This window comes from Mesorhizobium sp. M0910 (assembly GCF_040319465.1).
Classification (GTDB): domain Bacteria; phylum Pseudomonadota; class Alphaproteobacteria; order Rhizobiales; family Rhizobiaceae; genus Mesorhizobium.
In genome coordinates, this window is the sequence record NZ_JAMYNZ010000034.1 from 1 (window position 1) to 11,585 (window position 11,585).

General features: G+C 63.7%; 11 protein-coding genes and 1 tRNA gene. 5 read left to right on the plus strand and 7 right to left on the minus strand.

Annotated elements, in window-relative coordinates:
* From NKH78_RS32195 to NKH78_RS32210, 4 genes are all read right to left on the minus strand, one after another.
* The coding region (locus NKH78_RS32195; protein WP_352885177.1) for an ABC transporter permease subunit at positions 1 to 447 on the minus strand (447 nt) is incomplete at its 3' end.
* Positions 447 to 1,178, minus strand: coding sequence for an ABC transporter permease (locus tag NKH78_RS32200; protein ID WP_254816058.1), 732 nt, complete (start codon positions 1,176 to 1,178; stop codon positions 447 to 449). The genes NKH78_RS32200 and NKH78_RS32195, both read right to left, overlap by 1 nt.
* A gap of 126 nt (positions 1,179 to 1,304) precedes the next feature.
* Positions 1,305 to 2,099, minus strand: a complete 795-nt coding sequence (locus NKH78_RS32205; RefSeq protein WP_352741072.1) for a transporter substrate-binding domain-containing protein — start codon at positions 2,097 to 2,099, stop codon at positions 1,305 to 1,307.
* A 55-nt stretch (positions 2,100 to 2,154) separates the two neighbouring features.
* On the minus strand, positions 2,155 to 2,964 hold the full coding sequence (locus tag NKH78_RS32210) for an ABC transporter ATP-binding protein (protein WP_352741070.1): 810 nt from the start codon (positions 2,962 to 2,964) through the stop codon (positions 2,155 to 2,157).
* Between the two features lie 218 nt (positions 2,965 to 3,182).
* Here NKH78_RS32210 and NKH78_RS32215 point away from each other — a divergent pair, with 218 nt between their 5' ends.
* The 3 genes from NKH78_RS32215 to NKH78_RS32225 are packed head-to-tail and all read left to right on the plus strand — an operon-like array spanning position 3,183 to position 6,373.
* Positions 3,183 to 4,031 (plus strand): dimethylarginine dimethylaminohydrolase family protein, encoded by an 849-nt coding sequence (locus NKH78_RS32215; RefSeq protein ID WP_352741075.1) that lies wholly within the window; start codon positions 3,183 to 3,185, stop codon positions 4,029 to 4,031.
* Positions 4,028 to 5,608: a 5-guanidino-2-oxopentanoate decarboxylase gene (locus NKH78_RS32220; protein ID WP_352741068.1), complete on the plus strand. Its 1,581-nt coding sequence runs from the start codon at positions 4,028 to 4,030 to the stop codon at positions 5,606 to 5,608. The genes NKH78_RS32215 and NKH78_RS32220 overlap by 4 nt, the downstream gene beginning before the upstream one ends.
* Before the next feature lie 57 nt (positions 5,609 to 5,665).
* Positions 5,666 to 6,373, plus strand: a complete 708-nt coding sequence (locus tag NKH78_RS32225; RefSeq protein WP_352778980.1) for an SDR family NAD(P)-dependent oxidoreductase — start codon at positions 5,666 to 5,668, stop codon at positions 6,371 to 6,373.
* Between the two features lie 106 nt (positions 6,374 to 6,479).
* Here the strand turns inward: NKH78_RS32225 and rpsA are convergent, their stop codons facing one another.
* From rpsA to aroA, 3 genes are all read right to left on the minus strand, one after another.
* On the minus strand, positions 6,480 to 8,177 hold the full coding sequence (gene rpsA / locus NKH78_RS32230) for a 30S ribosomal protein S1 (RefSeq protein ID WP_023676278.1): 1,698 nt from the start codon (positions 8,175 to 8,177) through the stop codon (positions 6,480 to 6,482).
* Between the two features lie 203 nt (positions 8,178 to 8,380).
* Complete coding sequence (gene cmk, locus NKH78_RS32235) at positions 8,381 to 9,031, minus strand: (d)CMP kinase (protein WP_352741064.1); 651 nt, start codon at positions 9,029 to 9,031, stop codon at positions 8,381 to 8,383.
* Between the two features lie 260 nt (positions 9,032 to 9,291).
* Positions 9,292 to 10,650 (minus strand): 3-phosphoshikimate 1-carboxyvinyltransferase, encoded by a 1,359-nt coding sequence (gene aroA / locus NKH78_RS32240; protein WP_352741063.1) that lies wholly within the window; start codon positions 10,648 to 10,650, stop codon positions 9,292 to 9,294.
* A gap of 194 nt (positions 10,651 to 10,844) precedes the next feature.
* Here aroA and NKH78_RS32245 point away from each other — a divergent pair, with 194 nt between their 5' ends.
* Positions 10,845 to 11,234 (plus strand): TIGR02300 family protein, encoded by a 390-nt coding sequence (locus NKH78_RS32245; RefSeq protein ID WP_254816066.1) that lies wholly within the window; start codon positions 10,845 to 10,847, stop codon positions 11,232 to 11,234.
* A gap of 163 nt (positions 11,235 to 11,397) precedes the next feature.
* Positions 11,398 to 11,473: transfer RNA gene (locus NKH78_RS32250), tRNA-Ala, on the plus strand.
* The last annotated feature ends 112 nt before the right edge of the window (positions 11,474 to 11,585 follow it).

Below are 11,585 nucleotides of genomic sequence, written 5' to 3' on the forward strand. Positions count from 1 at the left end.
ATACGAGATCGTCAGAGAAAGAACGGCGTAGGGCCATGCCTGCCTTAGAATGGGCCAGAGGAACGACTCGCGTATCCAAGGAAATTGCGGAAACAGCGAACCCAGTCCGTAGTAGAGCAGCCAGAGCTGGAGCAGCAGCGGCGTGCCGCGAATAATCGTGCAGAACACCTTGGCCGGCGCACTCAAGATCGGCGGGCCGATCACCTGCGCAAGGCCGAGGGGAATGGCCAGCGCGATGCCCAGCACCGACGTTACCACGAGCAGCCAGATGGTCCGCCATATGCCTTGCAAAGCCAGCGGCAGATAGGCGGGCAGCCAATCCCAGCGCATGAGGAAAATCGATGCCACTACGACAACCAGCGCGATCAGGATCAGCGCTATGCGGTGCGGCTGCACCCACAGCGAGGCCCGTGCGGCGGCGTCAATGACCGGAGTTTCGGCGGCCATCAATGCGATCCCGCGATCGAGGGCATGCCGCGTCGTGCCCAGCGCTCAACGCGCCCGATAGCGATGTTGGAGACGAGGGTCAGGACGAGATAGAGCGCGCCCGCCGCCATGAAGAAGGTGAAATAAGCCTTCGTCGCGCCGGCTGCTGTCCGTGTGGTTTGGGTCAGTTCATTGACGCCGACGATCGCGAGAAGCGCGGTGTCCTTGGTGGCGATCAGCCACAGATTTGCCAACCCCGGAATGGCGAAGGGCAGCATCGCCGGCAGCGTTATGCGCCTGAGAAGCAGGCCGGGAGGCATTCCATACGCCCGGGCGGCTTCGATCTGGCCTTGCGGAATGGCGCGGATCGCGCCGCGCAAGACTTCGGTGGAGTAGGCGCCCTGCACGACCCCGAGCACACCTATGCCGGCCACAACCCCGTTGATATCGATCGCGGCATAGCCGAGCGCGGTAAGCAACTGGTTGATGAGGTCGGTACCAGCGAAATAAAGCAGCAGGATCAGGACCAGCTCGGGCACGGCGCGGACCACTGTGGTGTAGACTTCCAGCAGGTCACGGACCACCGGCCCGCCATAGAGCTTGCCATAGGCGCCGCCGACGCCGATCACAAGACCGACCCCAAAGGAACCGAAGGCAATTCCGACCGAGTTTGCCAGCCCGTGCAGAAGGTTGAGACCCCTGCCGTTCGGCGGTTCGAAGGACAGCAATTCCAGCGAACTGGCTCCGAACATGGTGGCGAGAACGTCGCTCAGCTTATGTCCCCCTGGACTTCCGGGTTGAGGCGCCAATGATGTATCAAGCCGGACGTGCCATCGCGACGATGGCGGCTAGGCCTGCCCGGCTTGATGCCGCTGCTGTCAGTTGGACTGCGACTCGCCGCCGTAGATGTCGAAGTCGAAGTACTTCTTGGTGATTTCGGCATACTTGCCATTGGCTCGGATGGCCTTGATTGCGGCATTGAGCTTATCCTTGAGCTCGGTGTCGCCTTGACGTACGCCGGCGCCGACGCCAGGCCCGAGCACTTCCAGGTCCGGTGCGACATAACCCTTGAGGTCGCAGCACGCTTTGCCTTGATCCGACTTCAAAAATGCGTCGAGCGCGATCGAATCGGCCTGGGTGGCATCGATCCGGCCGGCGGCGAGATCCTGATTTGCCTCGTCCTGCGTCTGGTATTCCTTGATTTCCGCAGCGTCGGTGAAGTGCTTCTTGGCGTAGGCGGCGTGCACCGTGGAGGCCTGAACGCCGACTATCTTGCCCTTCAGCCCCTCTGGCGTCGCATCGAATTTCTGATCCTTGGCGCCGATCACCGCGGTCGGCGTGTTATAATATTTGTCGGAGAAGTCGATTTCCTTCTTGCGTTCGTCGGTAATGGACATCGAATTCATGATTGCATCGATCTTCTTGGTTTTAAGCGCCGGGATAAGGCCGTCCCATGGGACCGGCGTCAATACGCAATCCAGCTTGGCTTCGCCGCAGATGGCGTTGACGATGTCGACTTCCCAGCCGCCCCACTTGCCGGAGGCATCCTGCGAATAAAACGGCGGATAGGCTTCAGGCGAAAATCCCACCTTGATCTGTTCGGCGCTTGCCGAAAATGTACCCGACAATGCGATCAGCGTGGCCGCGAGCACCGTTTTGAGAAAAGGTTTCATTTCTTTCAGTTCTCCCATTTTTTGCTTTGACGTTCCCGTCTGCTTTTCTCGCAAGTCATCCAACATTGCGCAGAAACTGCTTCAGCCTTTCGGATTTTGGTGCGCCGAAGATCTGTTCCGGCGGCCCTTCTTCCTCGACCAGCCCATTATGGAGGTAGACGACATGCGTCGCGACCTCGCGGGCAAACTTCATCTCATGGGTGACCAGCACCATGGTGCGGCCTTCGCGCGCCAGGTCGCCGATCACCTTCAGCACCTCACCGACCAGCTCCGGGTCGAGCGCCGAGGTCGGCTCATCGAACAGCATGACGCGCGGATTGATGGCCAGCGCCCTGGCGATCGCGGCGCGCTGTTGTTGGCCGCCCGACAGATAGGCGGGATAGACGTCGCGTTTTTCGGCAAGGCCGACGCGGGCGAGCAGCTTTTCCGCCTCGCCGATCGCCACATCGCGCTTGACGCCGAGCACATGCACGGGAACCTCGATGACGTTCTCGATCAACGTCATGTGGCTCCACAGATTGAAGTTCTGGAAGACCATGCCGAGCTTGGAGCGGATGCGTTCGATCTGCTTGCGGTCGGCGGGCACGGTGTGGCCGTGGCTGTCGGCCTTCAACCGGATCTGCTCGCCATTGACGCGGATGATGCCGCTGGTCGGGTTCTCCAGGCAGTTGATGCAGCGCAGCAGCGTGGATTTGCCCGAGCCTGAGCCGCCGATGATCGCGATCACCTCGCCGTCGCGCGCCGACAGCGAAACGCCCTTCAGTACGTGCAGGTTGCCGAAATTCTTGTGCAGGTTCTCGACGTGGATGGCTTCGGCAGCGCCGTTCTGCGCCGGATCCTTCAGGGCGGTGACGGGCGCTGTCATCGTCGCGGCGCCCCGCGGAGCAACCGAGGCAGTCCTTGCTGGAATTTTTTACCCATTACCCGTCACTGGACAGCGTTCCGATTCTCAAGATGGACCGTTCCCCTTGCCTCCGTCAACCGCAGTTTTTGGACCATTGATCACCGCCTGCCGAGTGGCTATTGGCAGGAGGGGCGCGTTTAAAGGAGAATTTAGTGGGCAAAGCATACGGGTCGCAGTCGATGGCCGGGACGCTGCAGCGCGTGCTGATGCGCTCCGCCGCCAGCGCCATGCGTCGGGCCGAAGCGCTGGATTGGCACTATGGCCCCGGCTTCGATCCGCAAAAAGCGGCGGCCCAGCATGATGCGCTGGCCAGGCTGATTTCTGTCTCAGGCGCCGAAATCGAATGGCTGAGCGACGCCGATGACGGGCTTGCCGATTCGGTCTTCACCCACGATCCCTCGCTGATGACCGACCACGGCGCGGTTATCCTCGCTATGGGCAAGGCGCTGCGCCGGCCCGAGCCAGGCCTGCACGAGGCAGCCTATGGGCGCATGGGCATCCCCATCCTCGGCCGTATCGAGGCTCCCGGCCAGGTCGAGGGCGGCGACTGCGTGTGGGTGGATGCAAACACGCTGGCCGTCGGCCGCGGCGTGCGCACCAATCAGCTCGGCATCCAGCAGCTCTCCAACCTGCTTTCGCCCAAGGGTATCCAGGTCTACGGCTTCGACCTGCCGCTCTGGCAAGGCGAAGAGGCCTGCCTGCACCTGATGTCGGTGATCAGCCCGCTCGCCGACGATCTGGCGCTGGTCTATGCGCCCCTCCTGCCGGTCGCCTTCCACCAGATGCTGCGCGAACGCGGCATTCGGCTGGTCGAGGGCGACGCCGACGAATTCTTCGCCTCGAATGGGCTCAGCCTCAACGTCCTGCCGACCGCGCCGCGCCAGGTTATCGCCGTTGCCGGTTTTCCGAAGACGGCGGCTGCCATGCAGGCCGCTGGCTGTACGGTCTCGACATTCGAGGCCGATGCTCTGTGCATTGCCTGCGAGGGCGGCCCGACCTGCCTCACACGCCCGGTGCTAAGACAATGACGACCATCGGCGAAGCGCTCATCACCTTGCTCGAAGCGCACGGCGTCGACACAGTCTTCGGCATTCCCGGTGTACACACGGTCGAGCTCTATCGCGGGCTTGCGCGGTCGAAGATCCGTCACGTCACGCCGCGCCACGAGCAGGGCGCCGGCTTCATGGCTGATGGCTATGCGCGCGCCAGCGGCAGGCCGGGCATCGCCTTCGTCATCACCGGGCCGGGGCTGACCAACACCATCACCGCCATGGGCCAGGCGCGCGCCGATTCGGTGCCGATGCTGGTAATCTCGGGCGTCAACGCCACACCGACGCTGGGCAAAGGCCTTGGCCATCTGCATGAACTGCCGGACCAGCGCGGCATGATGGAGAAGGTGGCGCTGTTTTCGCACCGTGTCACCGACGCCGGCGAGCTGCCCGGCGTGCTCGCCCGCGCCTTTGCGCTGTTTTCATCCTCGCGTCCGGGTCCGGTGCATATCGAGATCCCGACCGATGTCATGAGCCTGCCTGCCAACGACATCGTGCCGCTGCTGCGGAATTCAGCGCCGCCCGAGCCGGATGTGGCGGCAATTGCCGGGGCGGCAAGGCTGTGCGCGTCTGCCCGCCGGCCGCTTATCCTGGCCGGCGGCGGCGCCAAAGCGGCCGAAGCGCCGTTGCAGCGCCTTGCCGAGAGGTTGGGAGCGCCGGTCGTCCAGACCGCCAATGCGCGCGGCCTGCTCTATCGCCACCCGCTTGGCGTGCCGGCCAGCCCCAGCCTGAAGGCGGTGCGTACGCTGATGGCCGACGCCGATCTGGTCATTGCCGCCGGCACCGAATTCGGTCCGACCGACTATGATGGCTATGGCGACGGCGGTTTTGTCCTGCCTGCCAATCTGATCCGCATCGACATCGGCGCCGACCAGCTTGCCCGCCGGCCGGCCCGGATTTCGATCCAGGCCGATTGCGGTGCAGCGCTCGAGGCGCTGCGTGCCGAACTCGGCACGGGCCAGGCGCAATCGGTCGACGGCGCCGCTCGCGCCGCCGCGACGCGGCAAGCGGCCTTTGCCGAGATCGGCCCGGCTATGCAGGCGCAACTGCGTGCCGTCGAGACGATCCGCGATGCGCTGCCTGGCGCGATCATCGTCGGCGATTCGACCCAGCCGGTCTACGCCGCCAACCTCTATTACGATCATGACCGGCCGGGCGGCTGGTTCAACGCGGCCACCGGCTTCGGCGCGCTCGGCTATGGCCCGGCGGCGGCGATCGGCGCCGTCCTTGCCAGGCCTGAGGCGCCGGTCGTTTGCCTCACCGGCGACGGCGGCTTCCAGTTCACCCTGCCGGAACTGGGCGCCGCGCTCGACGCTGCGGCGCCGGTGATCTTCGCCGTCTGGAACAATCGCGGCTACCGCGAGATCGAAACCTCGATGCTCGACGTCGGCGTCGAGCCGGTCGGCGTCTCCCCGGCACCGCCGGATTTCTGCAAATTGGCCGAAGCCTACGGCATTGCCGCCGAGCGGATTTCCGGCGCCGGCGGCTTGGCGGACGCGCTTGGGCGCGCGCGGGCGACTGGACGACCTTACGTCATAGAGATTTCGGTTGAGTGATCGCGCGAAAGGCGCGACCTTCCGGATCGGCGGCGCGCAATGACGGAGCGGTCGAATATGACGGAAACACTGGACGGCAGACATATCGTGGTGACCGGCGGCACCGGTGCCCTTGGCGGCGCGGTCGTAGGGAAACTGCTGGAGCAGGGCGCGATCTGCCATGTGCCCAACGCTCACGCTGCCGCGCCTGCACATTTCCCCTTCCCGGCGCATGACCACGTCAGGCTGGCCCATAACGTCGACCTCGCCGACCCTGCCAAGGTCGACGCCTTCTATGCCAGCGTTCCGAATTTATGGGCATCGGTGCATCTGGCCGGCGGCTTCACCGCCGCGCCGGTCGAGAAGATCGAGCCCGCCTCCTTCGCCGAGATGATGGACACCAACGCCCGCACCACCTTCCTGTGCTGCCGCGCGGCGATACGCTCGATGCTGGAATCGTCCGTGCCGGGCCGCATCGTCAATGTCACCGCGCGAGCCGGGCTCGACCCGCGGCGCGGCTCCGGCAAGGTGGCCTACGCCGCCGCCAAGGCGGCAGTCGCCGCGATGACGGTGGCAATGGCCGAAGAGCTGAAGGGCAACGGCATTCTGGTCAACGCCGTGGCGCCCTCGACGCTCGACACGCCGGCCAACCGGGCTGACATGCCGAACGCAGATTTCAGCAGATGGGTCAGCCTTGAAGCGGCCGCCGAGGCCATTGCCTATCTCGCCTCGCCGGCCAACATGGCCATCAGCGGCACGCTGGTGCCGCTTTACGGCAGGGCCTGAGCCTGCGGCCCGTCACAAGCAAAAGGTCACAAGCAAAAGCCCCGCCGGATCGTTCCGGCGGGGCTCTTTTGTTTCGTTTATAACCCACGCGAAGCGCGGTGTTGGCTTAGCTGCCCTGCTTCTTCAGCGCGGCGCCAAGGATGTCGCCCAGCGAAGCGCCGGAGTCGGTCGAACCGTATTGGGCGACCGCTTCCTTCTCTTCGGCGATTTCCAGCGCCTTGATCGAGACCTGCAGTTTGCGGGTCTTCTTGTCGAAGGCGATGACGCGGGCGTCGACCTTCTGGCCGACGGTGAAGCGCTCGGGGCGCTGCTCGTCGCGGTCACGGCTGAGGTCGGAGCGCTTGATGAAGGTCTCGATGCCGCTGTCGACCAGCCGCACTTCCAGACCGCCATCCTTCACGCCGATAACCTCGCAGGTGACGACTGCGTTCTTGCGCAGTTCGCCCGACGTCGCGGCTTCGCCGACCGTGTCCTTGGCCAACTGCTTGATGCCGAGCGAGATGCGCTCCTTGTCGATGTCGACGTCGAGCACCTGCGCCTTGACCATGTCGCCGCGATTGTACTCCTCGATCACCTGCTCGCCCGGACGGGTCCAGTCGAGGTCGGAAAGGTGGACCATGCCGTCGACGTCGCCTTCGAGGCCGATAAACAGGCCGAACTCGGTCTTGTTCTTGACCTCGCCCTCAACCTGGCTTCCGACCGGATGGCTGCGCGCGAAGGCTTCCCACGGGTTTTCCAGCGTCTGCTTGAGGCCGAGCGAGATGCGGCGCTTGGCCGGATCGACTTCGAGCACCACCACGTCGACTTCCTGCGTCGTCGACAGGATCTTGCCGGGATGCACGTTCTTCTTGGTCCACGACATTTCCGAAACGTGGATGAGGCCTTCGATGCCCGGCTCCAGCTCGACGAATGCGCCGTAGTCGGTGATGTTGGTAACGGTACCCTTGATCTTCTTGCCGATCGGGAATTTGGTGCCGATCTCGGACCACGGATCGCTCTCGAGCTGCTTCATGCCGAGCGAGATGCGGTGGGTTTCCTGGTTGATGCGGATGATCTGCACCTTGACCGTCTGGCCGATGTTGAGGATTTCGGTCGGATGGTTGACACGGCGCCAGGCCATGTCGGTCACGTGCAGCAGCCCATCGATGCCGCCGAGGTCGACGAACGCACCATAGTCGGTGATGTTCTTGACGACGCCTTCGACTACTTGGCCCTCTTCGAGGTTCTGCACGATTTCCGAACGCTGTTCGGCGCGGCTTTCCTCGAGCACGGTGCGGCGCGACACCACGATGTTGCCGCGGCGGCGATCCATCTTGAGGATCTCGAAGGGCTGCGGGTTGTGCATCAGCGGCGAGACGTCGCGGATCGGGCGGATGTCGACCTGGCTGCGCGGCAGGAAGGCCACGGCGCCGTCGAGGTCGACGGTGAAGCCGCCCTTGACCTGGTTGAAGATGACGCCTTCGACGCGTTCGCCCTTGGTGAACTTCTCTTCGAGACGGACCCAGCTCTCTTCGCGGCGGGCCTTCTCACGCGACAGCATGGCTTCGCCAAGCGCATTTTCGATACGCTCGACATAGACCTCGACCGTGTCGCCGACCTTGAGCGTCGTGTCCTTGCCCTTGACGCCGAATTCCTTCAGCGGCACGCGGCCTTCGACCTTGAGGCCGACGTCGATGATAGCCATGTCCTTCTCAATGGCGGTGATGATGCCCTTGACGACCTGGCCTTCGCCGGAATGGCCGGCGGAAAATGATTCTTCGAGCAGGCTCGCGAAATCATCGCGAGTGGGGTTTGCAACTGACATAGTTTCTCCTGGAATGCCTCGCATCTGTCGCGGGGCGGGCGCCGTGGGTTAGCGTTGCGTTGGCCTGCCGGCGTTCCGGGCAAAAAGCCCTTGGCCGCCCTTGAGCGGCAATTCCGGCGCATGAAGAATGCTGGCAGGCTGGTTCACGCCCAATATGGGAATTCTTTGGTCGCCGGCAATCGGCGGCGGCAGGAAAACCCGGCTCAGGCTTCGTTTCTCTTAGCCAGGACGTCGTCGATGATCGCCTGAGCTGCCAGAAACGCGGCCTCTATAGCCATTTCCGACGTGTCGAGCAAGTGCGCGTCGACAGCCGGCTTCAATGGCGAGTCCACGCGGCCCATGTCGCGCTCGTCGCGGCGCACGATATCGGCAAGGATTTCGTCGAAATTGGCAGTGCCGCCGATGCTCTCGATTTCATCCAGCCGCCGCTTTGCCCGCACCTCGGCACTGGCCGTGACATAGAGTTTTACGTCGGCATCGGGACAGACGACGGTGCCGATGTCGCGGCCGTCGAGCACCGCGCCAGGCGGTGTTCTTGCGAAGTCACGCTGTTTCTCTACCAGGATGCGCCGCACCGACGGGATCACTGCCACTTTCGAAGCCGCCTCGCCAACGGCGTGTGCCGAAAGCACTGCGCGGTCGAGCTTTGCCGGATCGACCTGCCGGGCCGCGGTTTCAGCGGCCGAAACATTGTCGAGCGGCAGGCCGAGCCGGAGCAGCGCATGCGCCACCGCGCGATAGGTAAGGCCGGTGTCGAGCAGGTTCAGCCGATAGTGATCGGCCAGCCTGCGGGCGAGCGTGCCCTTGCCGGCGCCGGCCGGGCCGTCGATGGCGATGGTAAAAGGGATGCTCATTGGCAGTGGACCAGCCCTCGCGCCTTCGTCATCCCAGGGCGGAGCAGGAGCGAAGCTCCGTCGCGGAGACCCTGGGATCCATGCCGTGACATGTACCGAGGGATGCGGCGGGCCAGAATTCTGAACCGTTGCGATGCTCTGACGTCACGGCATGGCTCCTGAGGTCTTCGCTGCGTCGCTTCGCTCCTTGCTTCGCCCCAGGATGACGAAGGGAAGGATGTTGGCGCCCAATCTCCAAGGTTTGCGATTGCCATCAACTGTCACTCGATCTCCGCCCCCAGCCCCTTCATCAGCCCCATGAATTCCGGAAAGCTCGTAGCAATCATCGCCTGGTCGTCGATGGTCACAGGTTTTTCCGTCGCCAACCCCATCACCAGAAAACTCATGGCGATGCGGTGGTCGAGATGGGTCTGGACGATGGTGCCCTGTCCGTTGGGGTGCTGGCCGAGGCCCTTGCCGCCCGGCTTTCCACGCACGACAAGCGAGGCCTCGCCCTCGGTGCAGTCGACGCCGTTGAGCGTTAGCCCGTTGGCGACCGCCGACAGCCGGTCGGATTCCTTCACCCGAAGCTCTTCCAGCCCGAGCATAAGCGTTTCGCCCTCGGCGAAGCTCGCCGCCACGGCAAGCACCGGATACTCGTCGATCATGGTCGGCGCCCGTTCGGGCGGCACGGTGACGCCCTTCAGCTCGGAATAGCGCACGCGCAGGTCGGCGACATCCTCGCCGCCTTCGTTGCGCGGGTCGATTATGTCGATTCGCGCGCCCATTTCCTGCAGCGTCAACAGAAGTCCGGTGCGGGTCGGGTTCATCAGCACGTTTTCGATTGTAATGTCCGAGCCCGGCACGATCAGCGCCGCCACCAGTGGAAAGCCCGCCGAGGAGGGGTCGCCTGGCACCGCGATGGTCTGCCCGGTGAGCTTGCCCTGGCCTTCGATGAAAATGTGGCGCACGCCGCGCTCGTCGGTCTCGACCGACAGATTGGCGCCGAATCCCTTGAGCATCTTTTCTGTGTGATCGCGCGTCATCACCGGCTCGATGACGGTGGTGATGCCCGGCGTGTTCAGCCCAGCCAGCAGCACCGCCGACTTGACTTGTGCCGATGCCATCGGCACGCGGTAGGTGATCGGCGCGGCGTGCTTAGGCCCGTGCAGCGTGATCGGCATGCGGTCGCCAGGCGTCGCCTTCAGCACCTGCACGCCCATCTGGCGCAGCGGCTCGAGCACGCGGCCCATCGGCCGGCCGGACAGCGAGGCGTCGCCGATGAAGGTGGTCTCCATGTCATAGGTGCCGACCAGGCCCATGGTGAGGCGGGAGCCCGTGCCGGCATTGCCGAAATCGAGTGGGCCTTCCGGCTGCAGCAGCGCGCCATTGCCGGTGCCGCGGATCACCCACTCAGTGCCATGCTTCTCGATATGAGCGCCCATCGCCTTCATGGCAGCGCCCGTACGCATTACGTCCTCGCCTTCCAGCAGCCCGGTGATGCGGGTTTCGCCAGAGGCCAGGCCACCGAACATGAACGAGCGGTGCGAGATCGACTTGTCGCCCGGCACCCGTGCCGCACCTGAAAGGCCAGATGATTTGCGGGCGGTGGCCGGTTTCGGGGCAGCAGCGTGCGACATGGTTCTTTCCTGGAAACGCCGGCGCCCGGCTATTTTCTTCTGGTTTGCGCGGTCTCCTATCATGGCGGACCGAAATGGTCATCCCCTTGGTACGCAGGCCTTCGAATTCACGCTTTTTGGGACGCCGGCTTTTCGCTTTGACAGCGCCGTAAACTCTGGTTAAGGGGACCAAACTTTCATCGACGAGGCTTGCTGTGGCAAAACCCGAACTTGGCACCAAACGCATCGACCCGGAGACGGGTCGAAAATTCTATGACTTGAACAAGGACCCGATCGTCTCGCCTTATACGGGCAAGAGCTATCCGCGCTCCTATTTCGAAGAAGGCAAGATCGCCGCCCTCGAGGAAGAAGAGGAAGTTGCCGAAAAGGAAGTGGACGCCGAGGAGGAAGAGGGCGTCGAGGTCGTCTCGCTCGAAGAGGCGGACGAGGACGCGAAGGCCGACGAACTTCCCGATCTCGCCGATGACGAGGACGACGTCGACCTTGGCGATGATGAGGATGACACGTTCCTTGCCGACGAGGAGGAAGAAGACGACGACGTTGCCGACATGATCGGCGTCGGCGACGACGACGACGAAGTCTGAGCGAACCGCATTCGCCGGCTTTCGCCGCGCCGCCTAGAAAAAGCGGTTGTTGAAGGCTTGATATTGACTGAAGGCGGGGTTAGAAGCCGCCTGCACTAACGGCGCGGTCTAGAACCTGCGCCGGATCTCTTCGCCGGAAACGGCGCCGGCGAACTGCCGGAGTGGGGCCATAGCTCAGTTGGGAGAGCGCTTGAATGGCATTCAAGAGGTCGTCGGTTCGATTCCGATTGGCTCCACCAGTTCTCTCCGGTACGACCCGGAGACATGGGTAACAGAATGTACCTAAGACATGGGTGACAACCTCGTGCCGAACGGGTTGTCGATGGTCTGCAAGGTTCTCTGTTCCAGGTC

What these genes read in the sequence shown, in the direction of transcription:
- NKH78_RS32200 (WP_254816058.1), bottom strand. Translation starts at nt 1,178, where the DNA reads ATGTTCGGAGCCAGTTCGCTGGAATTGCTGTCCTTCGAACCGCCGAAC.
- NKH78_RS32205 (WP_352741072.1), bottom strand. Translation starts at nt 2,099, where the DNA reads ATGAAACCTTTTCTCAAAACGGTGCTCGCGGCCACGCTGATCGCATTG.
- NKH78_RS32210 (WP_352741070.1), bottom strand. Translation starts at nt 2,964, where the DNA reads ATGACAGCGCCCGTCACCGCCCTGAAGGATCCGGCGCAGAACGGCGCT.
- NKH78_RS32215 (WP_352741075.1), top strand. Translation starts at nt 3,183, where the DNA reads ATGGCCGGGACGCTGCAGCGCGTGCTGATGCGCTCCGCCGCCAGCGCC.
- NKH78_RS32220 (WP_352741068.1), top strand. Translation starts at nt 4,028, where the DNA reads ATGACGACCATCGGCGAAGCGCTCATCACCTTGCTCGAAGCGCACGGC.
- NKH78_RS32225 (WP_352778980.1), top strand. Translation starts at nt 5,666, where the DNA reads ATGACGGAAACACTGGACGGCAGACATATCGTGGTGACCGGCGGCACC.
- rpsA (WP_023676278.1), bottom strand. Translation starts at nt 8,177, where the DNA reads ATGTCAGTTGCAAACCCCACTCGCGATGATTTCGCGAGCCTGCTCGAA.
- cmk (WP_352741064.1), bottom strand. Translation starts at nt 9,031, where the DNA reads ATGAGCATCCCTTTTACCATCGCCATCGACGGCCCGGCCGGCGCCGGC.
- aroA (WP_352741063.1), bottom strand. Translation starts at nt 10,650, where the DNA reads ATGTCGCACGCTGCTGCCCCGAAACCGGCCACCGCCCGCAAATCATCT.